Annotated in this window: 20 protein-coding genes; 13 read left to right on the top strand and 7 right to left on the bottom strand. The window is 46.3% G+C overall.

The window, feature by feature from the left end:
- Positions 1 to 46: 46 nt before the first annotated feature.
- Positions 47 to 943 carry a YegS/Rv2252/BmrU family lipid kinase gene (locus tag ICW23_RS11745; protein WP_188154545.1) on the bottom strand — a complete coding sequence of 299 codons (897 nt, stop codon included), beginning with the start codon at positions 941 to 943 and terminating at the stop codon, positions 47 to 49.
- A 179-nt stretch (positions 944 to 1,122) separates the two neighbouring features.
- On the opposite strand from ICW23_RS11745, the gene brxB reads away from it, so the two are divergent.
- The 6 genes from brxB (at position 1,123) to ICW23_RS11715 (ending at position 5,639) form a co-directional block, all read left to right on the top strand.
- Complete coding sequence (gene brxB, locus ICW23_RS11740) at positions 1,123 to 1,560, top strand: bacilliredoxin BrxB (protein WP_003153223.1); 438 nt, start codon at positions 1,123 to 1,125, stop codon at positions 1,558 to 1,560.
- Positions 1,561 to 1,806: 246 nt separating this feature from the next.
- Complete coding sequence (gene artP / locus ICW23_RS11735; protein WP_045927157.1) at positions 1,807 to 2,574, top strand: arginine ABC transporter substrate-binding protein ArtP; 768 nt, start codon at positions 1,807 to 1,809, stop codon at positions 2,572 to 2,574.
- Between the two features lie 61 nt (positions 2,575 to 2,635).
- Positions 2,636 to 3,295, top strand: a complete 660-nt coding sequence (gene artQ / locus ICW23_RS11730; protein WP_016939036.1) for an arginine ABC transporter permease ArtQ — start codon at positions 2,636 to 2,638, stop codon at positions 3,293 to 3,295.
- Complete coding sequence (artM, locus tag ICW23_RS11725; RefSeq protein ID WP_016939037.1) at positions 3,288 to 4,010, top strand: arginine ABC transporter ATP-binding protein ArtM; 723 nt, start codon at positions 3,288 to 3,290, stop codon at positions 4,008 to 4,010. The genes artQ and artM overlap by 8 nt, the downstream gene beginning before the upstream one ends.
- Positions 4,011 to 4,086: 76 nt before the next feature.
- Positions 4,087 to 5,040 (top strand): aromatic acid exporter family protein, encoded by a 954-nt coding sequence (locus ICW23_RS11720; protein ID WP_016939038.1) that lies wholly within the window; start codon positions 4,087 to 4,089, stop codon positions 5,038 to 5,040.
- A 68-nt stretch (positions 5,041 to 5,108) separates the two neighbouring features.
- The gene (locus tag ICW23_RS11715; protein ID WP_188154544.1) at positions 5,109 to 5,639 is read left to right on the top strand and encodes a L,D-transpeptidase; all 531 of its coding nucleotides are present in this window, start codon (positions 5,109 to 5,111) and stop codon (positions 5,637 to 5,639) included.
- A gap of 13 nt (positions 5,640 to 5,652) precedes the next feature.
- Here ICW23_RS11715 and prli42 read toward each other — a convergent pair whose 3' ends face one another.
- On the bottom strand, positions 5,653 to 5,748 hold the full coding sequence (gene prli42 / locus ICW23_RS11710) for a stressosome-associated protein Prli42 (RefSeq protein WP_016939040.1): 96 nt from the start codon (positions 5,746 to 5,748) through the stop codon (positions 5,653 to 5,655).
- A gap of 93 nt (positions 5,749 to 5,841) precedes the next feature.
- On the opposite strand from prli42, the gene mce reads away from it, so the two are divergent.
- The 3 genes from mce to ICW23_RS11695 are packed head-to-tail and all read left to right on the top strand — an operon-like array spanning position 5,842 to position 8,911.
- The gene (gene mce, locus ICW23_RS11705) at positions 5,842 to 6,270 is read left to right on the top strand and encodes a methylmalonyl-CoA epimerase (RefSeq protein ID WP_188154543.1); all 429 of its coding nucleotides are present in this window, start codon (positions 5,842 to 5,844) and stop codon (positions 6,268 to 6,270) included.
- Positions 6,263 to 7,780 (top strand): acyl-CoA carboxylase subunit beta, encoded by a 1,518-nt coding sequence (locus ICW23_RS11700; protein ID WP_188154679.1) that lies wholly within the window; start codon positions 6,263 to 6,265, stop codon positions 7,778 to 7,780. The genes mce and ICW23_RS11700 overlap by 8 nt, the downstream gene beginning before the upstream one ends.
- A 15-nt stretch (positions 7,781 to 7,795) precedes the next feature.
- Positions 7,796 to 8,911 carry a M20/M25/M40 family metallo-hydrolase gene (locus ICW23_RS11695; protein ID WP_045927160.1) on the top strand — a complete coding sequence of 372 codons (1,116 nt, stop codon included), beginning with the start codon at positions 7,796 to 7,798 and terminating at the stop codon, positions 8,909 to 8,911.
- Positions 8,912 to 8,996: 85 nt separating this feature from the next.
- Here the strand turns inward: ICW23_RS11695 and ICW23_RS11690 are convergent, their stop codons facing one another.
- Both ICW23_RS11690 and ICW23_RS11685 read right to left on the bottom strand, forming a co-directional pair.
- Complete coding sequence (locus ICW23_RS11690; RefSeq protein ID WP_049626980.1) at positions 8,997 to 9,833, bottom strand: membrane protein insertase YidC; 837 nt, start codon at positions 9,831 to 9,833, stop codon at positions 8,997 to 8,999.
- A 32-nt stretch (positions 9,834 to 9,865) separates the two neighbouring features.
- On the bottom strand, positions 9,866 to 10,147 hold the full coding sequence (locus tag ICW23_RS11685) for a hypothetical protein (protein WP_003153239.1): 282 nt from the start codon (positions 10,145 to 10,147) through the stop codon (positions 9,866 to 9,868).
- Positions 10,148 to 10,222: 75 nt separating this feature from the next.
- Between ICW23_RS11685 and ICW23_RS11680 the strand changes: the two genes are divergently transcribed.
- A complete protein-coding gene (locus ICW23_RS11680; RefSeq protein ID WP_045927162.1) occupies positions 10,223 to 11,467 on the top strand; it encodes a DNA polymerase IV in 1,245 nt (414 codons plus the stop codon).
- 108 nt (positions 11,468 to 11,575) lie between these two features.
- On the top strand, positions 11,576 to 12,985 hold the full coding sequence (gene gndA, locus ICW23_RS11675) for an NADP-dependent phosphogluconate dehydrogenase (RefSeq protein ID WP_007408395.1): 1,410 nt from the start codon (positions 11,576 to 11,578) through the stop codon (positions 12,983 to 12,985).
- A gap of 89 nt (positions 12,986 to 13,074) precedes the next feature.
- On the opposite strand, the gene zwf is transcribed toward gndA, so the two are convergent.
- On the bottom strand, positions 13,075 to 14,544 hold the full coding sequence (gene zwf / locus ICW23_RS11670) for a glucose-6-phosphate dehydrogenase (protein ID WP_049626977.1): 1,470 nt from the start codon (positions 14,542 to 14,544) through the stop codon (positions 13,075 to 13,077).
- A gap of 208 nt (positions 14,545 to 14,752) precedes the next feature.
- Here zwf and rnz point away from each other — a divergent pair, with 208 nt between their 5' ends.
- Positions 14,753 to 15,679 carry a ribonuclease Z gene (gene rnz, locus ICW23_RS11665; RefSeq protein WP_016939205.1) on the top strand — a complete coding sequence of 309 codons (927 nt, stop codon included), beginning with the start codon at positions 14,753 to 14,755 and terminating at the stop codon, positions 15,677 to 15,679.
- 78 nt (positions 15,680 to 15,757) lie between these two features.
- Positions 15,758 to 15,907, top strand: a complete 150-nt coding sequence (rpmG, locus tag ICW23_RS11660; RefSeq protein ID WP_188154542.1) for a 50S ribosomal protein L33 — start codon at positions 15,758 to 15,760, stop codon at positions 15,905 to 15,907.
- A gap of 45 nt (positions 15,908 to 15,952) precedes the next feature.
- Here the strand turns inward: rpmG and ICW23_RS11655 are convergent, their stop codons facing one another.
- The gene (locus tag ICW23_RS11655) at positions 15,953 to 16,729 is read right to left on the bottom strand and encodes an alpha/beta fold hydrolase (RefSeq protein WP_016939204.1); all 777 of its coding nucleotides are present in this window, start codon (positions 16,727 to 16,729) and stop codon (positions 15,953 to 15,955) included.
- Positions 16,730 to 16,843: 114 nt separating this feature from the next.
- Complete coding sequence (gene namA / locus ICW23_RS11650; protein ID WP_016939203.1) at positions 16,844 to 17,860, bottom strand: NADPH dehydrogenase NamA; 1,017 nt, start codon at positions 17,858 to 17,860, stop codon at positions 16,844 to 16,846.
- Between the last annotated feature and the right edge of the window lie 283 nt (positions 17,861 to 18,143).

Here is an 18,143-nt window from a genome sequence, read left to right as displayed (position 1 = left end):
AAAAAACTCCCTTTTGCCCTGGCGGCAAAGGGAGTTTTTTTCAGTTTCATTCTGAATCTTCGGGAACGAGCATGGTGAGATGATGTTTTTTTACTTCGATCGTGCAAGGCGCCTTTCCATATACCTCGCCGTCCGTATCCGCGTCCATTTCACGTCCGGTTTCGATTTCAATCTTGGAAGCCTGAATATACGAAAGCTCCCCTTTAAAATCATCAAATGAACCCTGCTCCATCGTCATCAGCTCCCGCAAAGCGGCAAGGCTTGTACTGCGGCAGATTAACACATCGGCTAACCCGTCCTGAAGGCTGGCATCAGGCAGGGGTACTCTGTTTGTCCCGATAAAATGCCCGTTCATTACAAGCACCATAACGGCCTCGTCTTCTTTCACCTCACCGTCGATCGTCAATCTGACGGGAAAAGGGTTCGCGCTTGTCATCGTCCGCAAGGCGCTCGTGAAATAGCTGATTTTCCCGAGCAATGCTTTTTCTTTTTCATTAATATGGCTCGATGCTTCAGTGATCAGCCCGATCCCCCAGAAGTTTAAAAAATAGCCGTCATCCGATTTACAGACGTCTATCATTCGTTTATGCCCGGCTGCGAGCGCTTCAGCGGCCTTTTGAAGGTTTTGCGGGATGCCGAGCGCCCGTGAAAAATCGTTGCACGTTCCCCCCGGCAAAATGCCGACAGCGGGTCTGTGATCAAGCTTGCTGATGCTGTTGATGCATTGATGCACCGTGCCGTCTCCGCCTAAAATGTATAAATGGTCAACCGAGCTGTCGAGATTTTCACAAAACTGACTGGCATCATCCTGATGTTTGGTCGGTTTAATCAAAAGCTCGTCAGCTGACTGGGCCAAAATGGGGACGACCGTGCCGAGGGTTTTATCAATCTGTTTTTGACCGGCGTTTCCGTTATAAATTAATACTGCTTTCCGTTGGCTCATACGACTGCTCCTTTATTTCAGACAATCTCTTTAACAAGTTTCCCGTTTTTAAAAGGTCATAAACTTACATCGAAAACATAAAAGGGACAAAAAACAATCAGAGATGAGCGGTGTCATTTGCCGATAGGGCAGGTTCCTTGCTATCATAAGAGAAGATGATCAAAAAGGAGAGGTCCCAGTTGAATATGGATTTTAATTTATTTATGAATGATGTCGTGCGTCAAGCCCGCCAGGAAATCACAGCCGCCGGTTATACGGAGCTGAAAACCGCCGAGGAAGTGGACGAAGCGCTTTCGAAAAAAGGAACGACACTTGTTATGGTCAATTCTGTGTGCGGATGCGCAGGCGGAATTGCAAGACCTGCGGCGTACCATTCCGTACATTATGATAAACGCCCGGATCAGCTTGTGACGGTTTTTGCCGGACAGGACAAAGAAGCGACAGCAAAAGCGAGAGAATACTTTGAAGGCTATCCGCCGTCCTCTCCGTCCTTTGCGATTTTAAAAGACGGGAAAATCATGAAAATGGTGGAACGCCATGAAATTGAAGGACATGAGCCTATGGCCGTCGTCACAAAACTGCAGGAAGCATTTGAAGAATATTGTGAAGAAGTATAAGTAAAAAGGAAAACCCCGGAGCCGAGCGCTTGCGGGGTTTTTTTATATGGTGTTTGTATAAATATAAATATTTATGCACCGGCAATCAGCTGTCACTCATTCGAAAAACAATGACTATAATAAATAAAGAAAGGGAATTATATTTTTTGAAAATAGTATTGCATAACTAGTAAAAAGTGTTTAAAATACAGATTAACGAATAAATATTCAAGTTTAAGAGATAAGCAGATATGGGGGAAAATAATCATGAAGAAATGGCTGTTGGTATTGACTGCCGCATGTATCACCTTTGCGCTGTCCGCCTGCGGATCAGGCAATTCAGGCTCAGAAGGCGGAAAGAACAAACTGATTATGGGTACATCGGCTGATTATAAACCGTTTGAATATAAAGACGGCGATCAGATCGTCGGATTTGACGTTGATCTTGCAAAAGCTCTGGGCAAAAAGACCGGCTATGACGTTGAGGTGCAGGACATGGACTTCAACAGTCTGATTACATCGCTGAAGTCTAAGCAGGTTGATATGATTTTATCAGGAATGACACCTACGCCGGACCGGAAAAAGCAAGTAGATTTCTCAGATATTTATTATACTGCTAACAATATGATCGTTACGAAAAAGGGAAGCAGCATTAAATCTCTGAATGATCTGAAAGGCAAAACCGTCGGTGTTCAGCTCGGCTCCATTCAAGAAGAAAAAGGCAAGAAGCTTGCTTCAAAATACGGTTTTCAGCTCGAAGACCGCAACCGCATTTCAGACTTAACGGAAGAGATTAAATCCGGACGTTTTGATGCCGCAATTATCGAAGACATCGTGGCACAGGGCTATTTCAGTTCAAATCATGATCTGCAGGGCTTTGTCTCAGCAGATGCGAAATCAGACGAATCGGGCTCCGCGATTGCGTTCCGCAAAGACAGTGATCTGACAGCGAAGTTTAACAAAGCGCTGAAAGAAATGGAGAAAAACGGAGAAATCGAAAAACTGAAGAAAAAATGGTTCACCAACGAGAAATAAAAGAAAGCTCAACTTTTCGTTGAGCTTTTTATCTTGAATATAGGTAAAGGAGATTACACGTATGAATTTGGATTTCTCAGCGACAATACCCCAAATTCCTTTTATATTGGAAGGCCTTGCCGTCACATTAAAAATTGTGCTCGTTTCAGCGGTCATCGGCCTTGTATTAGGCATCATTCTCAGTCTGTTTAAAATCAGCACGATCAGTCCGCTGAAATGGATTGCGGATTTTTATACTTCAATTTTTCGCGGCACGCCGCTCGTGCTGCAGCTGATGATCATTTATTTCGGTATGCCGCAGCTCCTCGGCTTTCAGATCGACCAATTTTGGGCTGCGGTCACCGCCTTATCGCTCAATTCTGCCGCTTACGTCTCTGAAATTATCAGAGCGGGAATCAACGCGATTGACAAAGGACAAAAAGAGGCTGCCGTCGCTCTCGGCGTGCCGTACGGAAAAATGATGAAAGATCTGCTGCTGCCGCAGGCATTCAAAAACATTTCTCCGGCCATTATAAACGAATTAATCACTTTGACGAAAGAATCGGCGATCGTCACGGTTATCGGTCTCGGCGATATCATGAGACGGGCCTACCAGTCCGGCGCCGCAACATACAACTATTTAGAGCCTCTTATTGTGGCGGGCTTAATCTATTACGTGCTCGTTTTGATTTTAGCATTCATCGGAAAAGGCGTAGAAAGGAAGCTGAAAGCCAATGATTAAGGTCGACAACCTTTCAAAATCATTCGGGAAACATGAAGTATTGAAAAACATTTCAACACAGATCCAAGAAGGTGAAGTCGTCGCCGTCATCGGGCCTTCCGGCTCGGGCAAATCAACGTTTCTGCGCTGCTTAAATCTGCTGGAAACCCCGAGCGGCGGAACGATTGCCATTAAAGAAAAAGAAATCACCGCCGCTAAAACGAATAAACTGAAAGTGCGGGAAAATATCGGCATGGTATTTCAGCATTTTCATCTGTTTCCTCATAAAACGGTGCTTGATAATATCACATACGCGCCGGTCAGTGTGAAGAAAGAATCCAAAAAGGCGGCGGAAGAAAAGGCGTGCGCGCTCCTCGAAAAAGTCGGGCTGCTTGAAAAACGGAACGACTATCCGAACCGCTTGTCAGGCGGGCAAAAGCAGCGTGTCGCCATCGCGCGGGCGCTTGCCATGAATCCTGACATCATGCTGTTTGATGAACCGACCTCAGCCCTTGACCCGGAAATGGTCAAAGAAGTCCTTGAGGTGATGAAAGAGCTCGCGCAGACGGGCATGACGATGGTGATCGTCACGCACGAAATGGGGTTTGCCAAGGAAGTCGCAGACCGCGTATTATTCATGGATGATGGCACAATAGTGGAAGACGGGCCGCCGGAAGAATTTTTTCTTTCTCCGAAGTCAAAAAGAGCACAGGACTTTTTAGAAAAAATATTATAAAATATAACTGTAAGAAAAGAAGAAGAATGCTCTTCTTCTTTTTTTTGAGAACGAAACAAACAGAATGGAGCAAGCAATGTTTAAAATCGGTTACCGCACACTAAAGACCGCACTTGGAACGGCGCTGGCCATTTATTTAGCCCAGCTGTTGCATCTGCAAAACTTCGCATCCGCAGGAATCATCACCATATTGTGCATCCAAATTACGCAAAAGCGGTCTCTTCAGGCCTCGTGGGCCCGATTTGCCGCCTGTTTATTGGCGATCGTCTTTTCATATGTCTTTTTCGGACTGATCGGCTATTATCCGTTTGTGATCGGAATATTGCTCGTGCTGTTCATTCCGACTACAGTCGTTTTAAAAATAAACGAGGGGATCGTCACCAGCTCAGTTATCATTCTTCATTTATATATGTCCGGCGGCATTACGCCGGCGTTTATCTGGAATGAGTTCCAGCTGATCACCGTAGGTATCGGCGTTGCGCTGTTAATGAATCTGTATATGCCGAGCCTGGACAGAAAACTTGCGGCGTACCGGAAAAAAATCGAGGACAACTTTGCCGTCATCTTCGCCGAAATCGAACGGTATTTGTTAACAGGTGAGCAAGATTGGACGGGGAAAGAAATACCGGAGACGCATCAGATGATTCAAGAGGCGAAAAACCTCGCGTACCGTGACGTCCAGAATCATATTTTGCGCCATGAAAATCTCTACTATCATTATTTTAAAATGAGACAGAAACAATTTGAAATTATCGAAAGGCTGCTGCCGAAGATTACCTCTGTTTCAATAACGGTGGAGCAGGGAAAAATGATTGCCCATTTTATCCATGAATTAAGGGAAGCTATTCATCCCGGCAATACCGCCCATAAATTTTTAAAAAGACTGGCGGAAATGAGAACGGAATTTGAAGAAATGCCGCTCCCGGCAACACGCGAGGAATTTGAAGCGCGGGCGGCTTTATTCCACCTGCTCGGTGAGATGGAACAATATCTCGTGATTAAAAGTTATTTCAAAGGCATCAAGCTGTAAAAAACACATGGATTATCGCATGAGTCCCCCTTTCATTGGTCATTCTAATGAAAAAAGGAGGGGAGCCCATGCGATTTTTTTTATTGTCAGCAACCCTGCTGCTGTCTCCGCTTTGGCCGCTTGGCGCGAATCCTTTGCCGGGTGACCCTTACATCATCGTCAATAAAACCACAAATGCGCTTGCGGTTGTGAAGGATAATCGAATAGAAGGCATTTATCAGGTGGCGACGGGAAAAACAGATGATCTGACGCCTGAAGGAGAATTTACGGTAACGGTCAAGGCTGTAAATCCGTATTACCGGAAGAAAAATGTAGAGGGAGGTGCGCCGGAAAATCCGCTCGGCGTCCGCTGGATCGGTTTTGATGCGAAAGGAACCGACGGCAGGATATACGGCATTCACGGAACAAACAGAGAAGAGCTGATCGGAGGGTTTGTATCAAACGGCTGTATCCGCATGAAAAACCGGGATGTCATCCATATTTTTCGGATTATCCCTCCCGGAACAAAAGTATTGATTACAAAAGAAAACCGCTCATTTGAGGACATTGCAAAAGAGCGGAAAGCCCTCATAAAAAAGCAGGAAACCCCCGTGCAATGAGGCGCCCGCTTTTTTAACGCAAATACATCATAATGCCTGAGAGGACTGTTGACAGTATAAATACGCCTAAAATGACGATGACGGCGCTTTTCATGAATTTCTGAGACATCGTTTCACTCCTTAAGATTACTGTCTATCATTTTAACGTGTTTTGCTTGTATGAACAAGCCATATCCTATGACAGAAAGCAGGTGCCCGCGCGATGAAAAAACTTGATCATATCGGGATAGCCGTCAGCTCTATTGATGCCGCAAGAGGATTTTATGAACGGATGCTGGGGCTTACGTATATGGGAGACGAATTGGTAAACGGCCAAAATGTGAAAGTTGCTTTTTTAGAAGCGGGAAGCACAAAACTTGAGCTGATTGAGCCGCTGTCAGAAGCGTCTCCCGTCAGCTCTTTTTTACAGAAAAGAGGCGAAGGGCTGCATCATTTGGCGTTCAGGTGCGCCGATCTTAAGGAAACGATCAAGGAGCTTGAATCAAGCCGCATGACTTTGATCCATCATGAACCGCAAAGCGGAGCGGGCGGGAAGAAGATCGCATTTCTCTCCCCGAAAGAGGCGGACGGGGTTTTGATTGAGCTTTGTGAAACAATTGAAAAAGGAGAAACTCAAGATGAGCATGAGTGACCATATCAGACATTTAAACGAAAGACGTTCCTTTTTAACAAACGGCGGCGGTGCGGAAAGAAATGAAAAACAGCACAAAAAAGGCAAGCTGACGGCAAGAGAAAGAATTGCCTATTTATTGGATGAAGACAGTTTTTCAGAGCTTCAGCCGTTTGCCAAAAGCCGCATGCCCGAATGCCAAAATGCTCCGGGAGACGGCGTCGTTACCGGATACGGGACAATTGACGGACGGCCCGTGTATTTATTTGCTCATGACTTTACCGTTCTCGGCGGGACGCTCGGTGAGACACATGCCGAAAAAATCGCGGCGGTGATGGATCTGGCGGCTAAAAATAAAACCCCGATCATCGGACTGAACGACTCAGGTGGTGCGAGAATTCAGGAGGGTGTGGTATCATTAAATGGATACGGTCATATTTTTAGGCGGAACGTCCTTTACTCGGGCGTGATTCCGCAAATTTCTGTTATCCTCGGGCCATGTGCCGGCGGTGCTGTTTATTCACCCGCTCTGACGGATTTTGTGTTTATGGCGGAACAGACGTCGCACATGTTTATTACAGGCCCTAAAGTCATTGAACAGGTGACGGGTGAACGGATTGACGCGGAAAGTTTAGGCGGTGCGGGAATACATAATGTGATAAGCGGAAATGCCCACTATTCCGCACGAACGGAAAAAGAGGCTCTTTCCGCGGTGAAAACCTTGCTTTCTTATCTCCCGCACGGCAGACAGACGGCATTGCCCGTTAAAAAGGAAGACATCAGACCGTTATTAAACACCCTCGTTCCCGCGGACAGTTCGAAACCTTACGATGTGTTACAGGTGATAAAAGAACTGGCGGATGACGGAACGTTTTTTGATATTCAGCCGTATTTTGCCAAAAACATTGCTGTCGGTTTTCTGAAGCTCGGACGTCGCACGGTAGGTTTTGTCGCAAACCAGCCGAAACATTTGGCGGGGAGCCTCACGATTGATGCCGCTGACAAAGCATCGAGATTCATCCGTTTTTGCGACGCATTTCATATTCCGCTGTTAACGATCGCTGATGTTCCCGGATTTCTGCCGGGCCTCCAGCAGGAGCATGCGGGAATCATCCGTCACGGAGCAAAATTGCTGTATGCTTTTGCCGAAGCGGCGGTGCCGAAAGTGACGCTCATCATCAGAAAAGCTTACGGAGGCGCTTATGTCGCCATGAATTCGAAAGGGCTCGGAGCTGATCTTGTATTTGCCTGGCCCAATGCGGAAATTGCCGTGATGGGAGCAGAAGGCGCGGCATCGATTTTATACCGCAGAGACATACAGGCTTCTGACGATCCGGAAAAAATGAAGCGCGAAAAAAAAGCCATATATGAAAAGGAAAACGCCGGTCCGTATAAAGCGGCTGCCTGCGGTATGGTGGATGACATCATCCGGCCGGAAGACTCGAGGAAAAAATTGATTCAGGCATTTGACATGCTTGCACATAAGGAAGAGGAAAGACCGAAAAAAAAGCACGGTAATATACCGCTTTAAACGGAGGAACTGAAAATGGTAAACGAAAAACGCCTGCTTGAAGAATTTCTGGAACTTGTTCAAATTGATTCAGAAACAAAACACGAAGCGGAAATCAGCAAGGTGCTCAAACAAAAATTTACTGATTTAGGATTGAGCGTAAAAGAAGACGATACAAAAGAAGTGACGGGGCATGGAGCCGGCAACTTAATCTGCACCTTAAAGGGCACAAAAGATGCGGATACGATTTATTTCACATCGCATATGGACACTGTTGTTCCGGGAAAAGGCGTTAAGCCGATTGTGGAAGACGGCTATGTCAAAACCGACGGCACGACGATTCTAGGCGCTGATGATAAGACGGGCCTTGCCGCAATGTTTGAAGCCATTAAAGTGCTGAAAGAACAAAACATCGAGCACGGAACGATTGAATTCATCATCACGGCCGGAGAAGAATCAGGATTAGTCGGAGCAAAAGCAATGGATCGTTCAGACATTACCGCGAAATACGGTTTTGCGCTTGATTCAGACGGAAAAGTCGGCAACATTATTGTAGCCGCGCCGACACAAGCGAAAGTGAGAGCAACCATTTTCGGAGAAACGGCTCATGCGGGAGTAGAACCGGAAAAAGGCATCTCCGCGATTACAATCGCATCAAAAGCAATCTCAAAAATGCCGCTCGGCCGTATTGATAAAGAAACAACGGCTAATATCGGACGTTTTGAAGGAGGCACGCAAACCAATATTGTCTGCGATCAAGTTGATATTCTGGCTGAAGCGCGTTCGTTAGTGCCTGAAAAAATGGAAGCGCAAGTGCAGAAAATGAAGGAAGCTTTCGAATCTGCGGCAGCTGAGATGGGAGGCCGCGCAGAAGTGGACATCGCGGTCATGTATCCGGGTTTCAAATACCAGGACGGCGATCAGGTTGTGGAAGTCGCGAAAAAAGCGGCGGCAAAAATCGGCCGGCCGAGCGAACTTCAGACGAGCGGCGGCGGAAGTGACGCGAACATCATTGCCGGCCACGGCATTCCGACAGTCAACCTGTCAGTAGGTTATGAACAAATCCATACGAAAAATGAAAAAATGCCGATTGAAGAGCTCGTCAAAACGGCGGAAATGGTTGTTGCCATTATCGAAACAGCAGCCAACTAAAAACGAAGCACCCAATGAATTGGGTGCTTTTTTTCGTAAGATCCACATGAAAAAACCTGCCGGAATTCACACGGCAGGTTCAATGTTATGATTTTGCGGGCTCCGCCTGAGCCGCAGCTTGTTTCTTTTTATGATGCGTCTGCTGTAAAAGCACGTTCTGCACTGTTAAAAACAGTCCGCTTGTAAACCAGTAAAGCGGAAGCGCAGCCGGTACGTTAAGTGAAAAAATGGTCATCATGACAGGGAAAATAAAGACCATGATTTTTGCTGACTGCATCGCGGCCGGATTTTGAGCGGCCGGTGAATATTTCTCGTTTAACTTTTGGGAAATATAAGCCTGTAAGAAATACATGGCGCCCGCGCACAGTGATACAAGAATATCAGAATGCCCTAAGCTGAACCACAGAAACGAGTGTGAAGCGATTTCCGGCGTTGAGCGGATGGCGTAATAAAAACCGATCAAAATCGGGAATTGCACCAGCATCGGAAGGCATCCCATTGCCATCGGATTCAGATTGTGCTCACGGTAAAGCTTCATCATTTCCATTTGCAGTTCTTTTTGTTTCTCCGCATCTTTCGTTTGTTTCATTTTAGCCTGGATGCTGTCGATCTGCGGTTTGATCACAGCCATTTTTTCCTGGAACACCCGCTGTTTCTTAAATTGGTTCACAAACAAAGGCAATACAACGATCCGGACGATAATCGTCACCAGAATAATCGACAGTCCGTACTCACCGTGGAACAGGCCCGCCACACCTTTTAAAAGTGCCGAAAACGGCTCGATCAGGTAATCGTGGAAAAAACCGATATTCCCGAGGCCTCCCGTCTGAGTCTGAGATGTCGCCGCAAAAGCCGAGCGGCCTGTGCACAGTACGATAAAAAATAATCCGAAAGCTATCCATTTTTGATATGTTTTAGACAATTATGTCTCCTCCTTTTTATCTTCACTTGCCGTTATAAAAGGAGGAAGCTGACATCTTCATCATCATTCGCCGGTGAATTCATGCGGATGACTTTACGTATCCAAGTTGTAATGCGATGATATATAATAATAAGAAAGTCTGTTCGGTTCAGCTGAACGACTGCTTGATGTTCATCTATTCGTTTCGTTCTCCAATGCTCGCCTGCGCGGCGCTCACGCAATAGAAAAGCGATGCCGATCGCGGTCAGAGCGGGAAGAATAATTGTGAAAAAATCGACTAAAAATAAAAAGTCATTCATTGACTCAAGAATCATTTTATCACATCCATTCAGCTCTTATTTTACTACATATATATAAGGTTGTCTATGAAAGGAAAGGAGGCGCCGGGAGTGGCCGGAAAAGGGAGAATTATATTTCATATCGATATGAACAGTTTTTATGCCTCTGTAGAAATGGCGTATGATCCGACTTTAAAGGGAAAACCTCTCGCCGTTGCCGGAAACGTGAAGGAACGGAGGGGAATCATCGTCACCTGCAGCTATGAAGCGAGAGCGCGGGGCGTAAAGACCACCATGCCGGTGTGGCAGGCGAAACGCCTCTGTCCGGAACTCATCGTCGTTCCTCCGAATTTTGACCGCTATCGGAGTTCGTCAAAAGAAATGTTCAGCATTCTGAGGGAGTATACGGATTTGGTCGAGCCTGTTTCTATTGATGAAGGATACATGGATATTACGGACACACCACACGGACACAGGGCGTATGAGACAGCCGCAGACATTCAGGCAAGGCTGCAAAAAGAGCTTTTGCTTCCGTCAAGCATCGGCATTGCTCCGAATAAGTTTCTCGCCAAGATGGCGTCTGATATGAAAAAACCGCTCGGCATCACCATTTTAAGAAAAAGAGAGCTGCCGGACATATTGTGGCCTCTCCCGATCGAAGAGATGCACGGTATAGGAACGAAAACTGCGGAAAAAATAAAAACGCTCGGCATCAAAACGATCGGTGATTTGGCAAAAGGAGATGAACGGGCGCTGAAAATGCTGCTCGGCATAAACGGGCCGAGGCTGAAGGATAAGGCGAACGGCATCCACCGCGCAGAAGTCGATCCCGAACGGATTTATGAATTTAAAAGCGTCGGCAACTCATCCACCCTTTCGCATGATTCGGCTGACTGGGATGAATTAACCGGCGTGTTTGACCGCCTCGCGCTGTCTGTAAGCGAACGGCTCCAGCGTAAGGAGGTCATGGCCTGCCGGCTGTTCATCATGATCCGCTATGCGGATTGGAAAACGGTCACAAGAAGCATGACCCTCAGCAATCCGGCTGATCAGAAAAAAGACATCATGAATGCGGCGATGGAACTGTTTGACAAGCACTGGAACCAAAACCCGGTGAGACTTCTCGGCATCACCGGAACGGAACTGGTCGAAAAACAGCAGGCGTATAAACAGCTTGACCTGTTTTCATTCAAGGAGGATGCAAAAGACGAGCCGATTGTTCAGATGATGAACGAGCTGAATGAAAAATACGGCCGGCACATGATCCGAAAAGGCGCCGTCATGAAAAAAGAAGAAAGCAAAACAAGGGGAACGAGCTTTAACAGAGACTTTTTTCAGGATGAAAAGAAAAGGTGAATAACTTGAAAAAAGGGGTTATGTATGATAATTTCTTTAGTATAAATATCATTTTATTTTAATTTAAATTTTAAAATGGTTAAACGTTTGAAGAAGGGACGTTAGAATATGTCAAAACAACAAATCGGAGTTATCGGTCTTGCGGTAATGGGTAAAAATCTGGCTCTTAACATTGAAAGCCGGGGATTTTCTGTGTCTGTATACAACAGATCAAGCAGCAAAACGGAAGAGTTTTTAGAAGAGGCAAAAGGCAAAAATGTTGTCGGTACATACAGCATTGAGGAGTTTGTCCAGTCTCTTGAAACACCCCGCAAAATTTTATTAATGGTTAAAGCGGGAACTGCAACGGATGCGACGATTCAATCTCTTCTTCCTCATCTGGAAAAAGACGATATTTTGATTGACGGCGGAAATACATACTATAAAGATACACAGCGCCGGAACAAAGAGCTTGCCGAAAGCGGCATTCACTTTATCGGGACGGGTGTATCAGGCGGTGAAGAGGGAGCGCTTAAGGGGCCTTCTATTATGCCGGGCGGCCAAAAGGAAGCGCACGAACTCGTGAAGCCGATCTTGGAAGCCATTTCTGCTAAAGTGGACGGAGAAGCTTGTACGACATACATCGGCCCGGACGGAGCGGGGCACTATGTAAAAATGGTGCACAACGGTATCGAATACGGTGACATGCAGCTGATCTCTGAGTCATACTTCATTTTGAAACAGGTGCTCGGACTGTCTGCCGAAGAGCTTCACGAAGTATTCGCTGAGTGGAACAAAGGTGAGCTTGACAGCTATCTGATCGAAATCACTGCTGACATTTTCACTAAAAAAGATGAAGAAACGGGCAAACCGCTTGTTGATGTCATCCTTGATAAAGCAGGCCAAAAAGGAACGGGTAAATGGACAAGCCAAAGCGCTCTTGACTTAGGCGTGCCGCTTCCGATTATCACTGAATCTGTTTTTGCGCGTTTCATTTCCGCAATGAAAGAAGAGCGTGTGAAAGCAAGCAGCCTGTTGTCCGGACCTGACGTTAAGCCGGTCACTGAAAACAAAGAAGAGCTGATTGAAGCGGTCAGAAAAGCGCTCTTCATGAGTAAAATCTGTTCTTACGCACAAGGTTTCGCCCAAATGAAAGCTGCGTCTGAAGAATATAACTGGGATCTGAAATACGGTGAAATCGCGATGATCTTCCGCGGCGGCTGTATCATCCGCGCGGCGTTCCTGCAAAAGATCAAAGATGCGTATGACCGTGAACCAGAGCTTGACAACCTGCTGTTAGACAGCTATTTCAAAAACATTGCAGAAAGCTACCAAGGCGCCCTTCGCCAAGTGATTTCACTTGCCGTAGCCCAAGGCGTGCCGGTACCTTCGTTCTCAAGCGCACTTGCATATTACGACAGCTACCGTACGGCAGTGCTTCCTGCAAACTTGATTCAAGCGCAGCGTGACTACTTCGGCGCGCATACGTACGAACGCACGGATAAAGAAGGCATTTTCCATACTGAATGGATGAAGTAATGAAGAAGCCCCCGCAATAACTGCGGGGGCTTTTCTGATATGTAAAAACCGCGGCCTTATAAACAGCGCCGCGGTTTTTTAATTCCTTCTTATATATTCCACCAGTGAAGGCCGTCTTTTTCTAAGAGGTCGTCTGAAGCCTTAGGTCCCATTGATCCGGCTACATAATTCGGGGAAAGGGTTTTGTCGGCTGCCCATGTTTCGGAAATCGCGTCGACGAAATTCCAAGAAAGCGCCACTTCGTCCCAATGGGCAAAGTTCGTTGCATCGCCGAGCAGACAGTCGTGAATCAATTTTTCATAAGCTTCCGGTGTGTTCATTTCGTCACTGCAGTTGCTGCAGTAGTCCAGCTTAATCGGCTGAGCATGTGCGGCTCCGCCTAATTTTTTAGCATTCAGATATAAAGTGATGCCTTCATCCGGCTGGATGTGGATGACAAGCAAGTTCGGATTTACATTCGTTTCATTGCCGTAATATAGGTTCATCGGAATGTCTTTAAATTGAACGACGATTTTCGTTGATTTTTCTTTCATCCGTTTCCCTGTTCGGATATAAAACGGAACGCCGGCCCAGCGGAAGTTGTCGATTAACAGCTTTCCGGATACGAATGTTTCTGTATTGGAATCCGGTGCTACGTTTTGCTCATCTGTATAGCTCGGTACAGAGTTTCCGTTGATCGTTCCCGCTTGGTATTGTCCGCGGACGAAGTAATCGCTCACTTCGTTTGGAGCGACAGGGCGGAGAGCTCTCAGCACCTTCACTTTTTCGCTGCGGATTTCTTCCGTGTTCAGTTTAATCGGCGGTTCCATCGCTAACAGAGCGACCATTTGTAAAATGTGGTTTTGAACCATATCGCGGAGTGCGCCTGATTTTTCATAATATCTCGCGCGATCCTCAACGCCGAGATCTTCACTTGACGTAATCTGGATGTTTGAGATGTAGCGGTTATTCCAAAGCGGTTCAAACAGCGCATTCGCAAAACGGATGACTTCGATGTTTTGAACCATTTGCTTGCCCAAGTAATGGTCGATCCGATAAATTTGATCTTCTGTGAAAGCTTCCCGTATTTCTTTGTTAAGCTCTTTTGCACTCGGCAGGTCATGGCCGAACGGCTTTTCAATTACGAGACGGGACCAGCCTTTGGTCGCTGTGACACCTTCATTTTTAAGCGATTTTGCGATTGTGCCGAAAAACTCAGGGGCCATTGCCAAGTAAAACATTCGGTTATTCGGGATTTCATATGTATGTTCAAGCTGATCAAGCAGGACATTCAGCTCCTGATAGGAACCCGGATTCGTTACATCAAACGGATGGTAATAAAAATGAGATGTGAAATCATCTATGTCTTTTTGCCCAGCCGAAGAAACAGACGTTTTAACGGTTTCACGGAGGTCCTCGTTTGACCAAGGTCTTCTTCCAACACCTACAACTGCAAACTCTTCACCAATCTGACCATTTTTATATAAACGGTGAATGGATGGGTAAAGTTTTCGTTTTGCCAAATCCCCTGTGGCACCAAATATTACAATTACTGCTTTTGGTTTGTCGTTTGTTTTCACTTAGAGTACCTCACTTTATCTGAAGCATGGTTTAAAACCCCGCATATTTCCTTCATTTTAAATCTAAAATTCATTGAAAGCAAATGTTTCAGCCTGTTTTTTGAGGTTTGCGGAAAAAAATTAATCAGGCCGGAGAAGCCCCGGGTGAATTCACTTTTTCAGCCTGATCCTGTATCCTTAGTAGTACAAAGATCTAGGAGGAAGCATTGTGGAATTATTATTTTTAGGGACGGGGGCCGGCATGCCGGCAAAGGCGAGAAACGTAACGTCCGTCGCGCTGAAGCTTCTTGAAGAAAGGCGTTCCGTATGGCTGTTTGATTGCGGAGAAGCCACTCAGCATCAGATATTACATACAACACTCAAACCGAGGAAAATTGAAAAGATTTTTATCACCCATCTTCACGGTGACCATGTTTACGGTCTTCCGGGTCTGTTGGGAAGCCGGTCATTTCAGGGCGGTGAAGAAGAGCTGACGATTTACGGGCCCAAAGGCATAAAAGCATTTATCGAAACAAGCCTGAATGTGACGGCGACTCATTTGACATATCCTCTTACCGTACATGAAATTGAAGAGGGAACGGTTTTTGAAGATGAGCAATTCATCGTTACCGCAGCATCCGTCATTCACGGTGTAGAAGCGTTCGGCTACCGTGTACAGGAAAAAGATATTCCCGGTGCATTGCAGGCCGGCAGACTGAAGGAAATGAATATTCCGCCCGGCCCCGTCTATCAGAAGATCAAAAAAGGCGAAACAGTCACGCTTGATGATGGAAGAATAATTGATGGACAGGATTTTTTGGAGCCGCCGAAAAAGGGGAGGATCGTCGCTTTTTCAGGGGATACCCGGGCATCAGAGCGGGTAACAGAGCTTGCGCGCAATGCCGATGTACTTGTTCATGAAGCGACGTTTGCCAAAGAAGATGCAAAGCTTGCGCATAATTACTATCATGCGACGACAGAACAGGCTGCACAAACGGCAAAAAAAGCAGGCGCCAAACAGCTGATCTTAACTCACATCAGCGCAAGGTATCAAGGCGAATCGCCGATAGAGCGTCTGGAACATGAGGCGAAAGCGGTATTTGAAAACAGCAGGATCGCATTTGACTTCATGGAAGTCACAGTGGAACGCTCTTAAAAAATGGACGCTTGACATTTTGATTTGAGGATATATAATAAAACGTAATTATTACGATTTGATCGAGAGGTGAAAATGATGCGTGTGAATGTAACATTGGTCTGCACAGAGACAGGGGACAGAAACTATATCACGACGAAGAACAAACGGACGAATCCGGATCGATTGGAAATGAAAAAGTATTCACCCCGGTTGAAAAAGTATACTTTACATCGTGAGACGAAGTAGATCACGATAAAAAAGCCATTGTGCTCCGGCACAATGGCTTTTGTTTTATGAGTTTACCGCCTGATAGGCCGGAGCATTCATTTGCTGGCGCGCCGCACACCAAACATCATAAATGGCAAGGTGGACGATATGCGGTTCATCGTGATGAATGGCGTGAGAACTGTTTTTGGCCTGAATCCATCCGCTTTGATAAGAGACATCAAGCATGCTTCTGTGCAGTTTCATCCATTCTTCATGAGCGTGCTTTAAGCGCTCATCCCGCTCTCCCGATGATAAAATCAACAGCGGCATATCGTTAAAATGAATCTGCTGGTGCTTGATCTGCCGAAGGCTTGTCAAAAATTCAGCGTGTGATCCTTCTAATCTGAACTGCTTCAGGTAGGCCGCTTTCATTTCCTCGGGAAGAAGCGGAAGCACTTTCGTCTCCTGATCTTCAGAAACCGGGTCAAGGAGCACCATTCCGAGAATATCCCGTCGGTTTCGGCTCGCCCAAAGTCTGCTGATAATCGTGCCGTATGAATGCGAGACGACAAGGTAAGGAGGCTTGACGCCCGCCTTCAGCAGAAGGGCGTTTAATTCCTGTACCATGTGATCTGCCGTTCGCTTGTTTCTGCTTTGGCCGCTTTTGCCGATTCCGGCTCTGTCATATGTGAAAACCCCAAATTCTTCATCTATGTCAGTGAGTAATGGTGTCCATGTTTCAGAAGAAGTGCCGCAGCCGGCTTCAAAGACGATCGTCACTTCGCCGGCACCTTTACGGTGTTTTGTATAAAACGGACAGCCGTCAATCAGGTATGTCCTTTCCATCCATGCTGCTTTCATTGGAGTCATCCCCTCTAATTGGTTCTATAAGGAAGACGGAGATGCTTCGGCGATCGTTTCTCAAAAAATAAAAAAAGAGACAGCCGATGATAAAAATTCCGGCTGTCTCTTCTGTCACCATGCTCTGTCGTATTGAACCGGCGACGGTATTTCTGTATTCAGCTGCTTCGCTGCACTTCTTGCAAAATGCGGATCGCGCAGAAGTTCTCTCGCGACAAAAATAAGGTCAGCGCGGTTGTTTTGCAGAATTTCTTCGGCCATTGTTCCTGTCGTTATCAAACCGACGGCGCCTGTTGCGATTTCGGCCTGCTCACGGATTTTCTCCGCAAAGCTCACTTGATAGCCGGGGAAGACGTTAATATCAGCTTGAACGAGTGCGCCTGAGCTGCAATCAATCAAGTCGACTCCCTGCTCCTTCATCCACTTCGCAAAGCCGATATGATCGGCAATGTCCAGACCCTTATCAGTATAATCAGATGCGGAAACACGGACAAATAGCGGTCCGTCCCAGACTTCCTTGACGGCTTCAATGGTCTCGCCTAAGAAGCGGTAGCGGTTTTCATGTGAGCCGCCGTATTCATCTGTACGGTGATTGGACAGCGGTGACAAAAATTCGTGCATTAAGTAGCCGTGTGCCGCATGAAGCTCGATAATGTCAAAGCCGGCTTTTTTCGCACGCGCCGCGGCCTGCTTGAATTCCTGAATGGTTTCTTTAATTTGTTCTATCGTCATTTCAGCCGGTGTTTTGGACTGCTCATCGAACGGAATGGCTGAAGGAGCGTAAATTTCTCCGTCAAGCTCTGCTTTACGTCCCGCGTGCGCGAGCTGAATGCCGATTTTAGACCCTTGCGCTTTCACCTGTTCTGTCAGTTTGGCAAAGCCTTCGATATGATCGTCGCTCCAAATGCCCAAATCCTGATCGGTAATACGTCCCTGCGGATTAACGGCTGTCGCTTCCACGATAATGAGACCGACCTGACCGATTGCACGCGATATGTAGTGCGCCATATGAAAAGGCTGCAGTTTTCCGTCCTTCTCATGTGAGGAATACATGCACATCGGTGCCATAACAATACGGTTTTTGATCGTTACATCTTTAACGGTCCATGGTGTAAATAATTTTCTGGCCATTTATTTCGCCTCCCGGAATGTTTTTAGACATTGATTATAACAACTCATGATCATCCAGTCATATAAACTGCTCACAGCTGAACACATCGTTCTTATTGTTCTGAACGGGCATTTTTCTTATACACATCGGGGCCGTATCTTCATAACAGGCATTTACAGCCGATCATTTAGCAAATATAGATGAGAAACGCACCGATAACTGCGTGGCGTCCTTTGAACCAGATTGTCAGAATGAAAATACTGCCTTGAAAACAAAAAGTCTGACCGTGACAGTGGTGAGCGG

It is taken from the genome of Bacillus sp. 1021 (genome assembly GCF_014534735.1).
GTDB classification, from domain to species: domain Bacteria; phylum Bacillota; class Bacilli; order Bacillales; family Bacillaceae; genus Bacillus; species Bacillus siamensis.
Note: the sequence above shows the minus strand (reverse complement) of the source record. Positions and strands in the feature narration are given on the sequence as shown.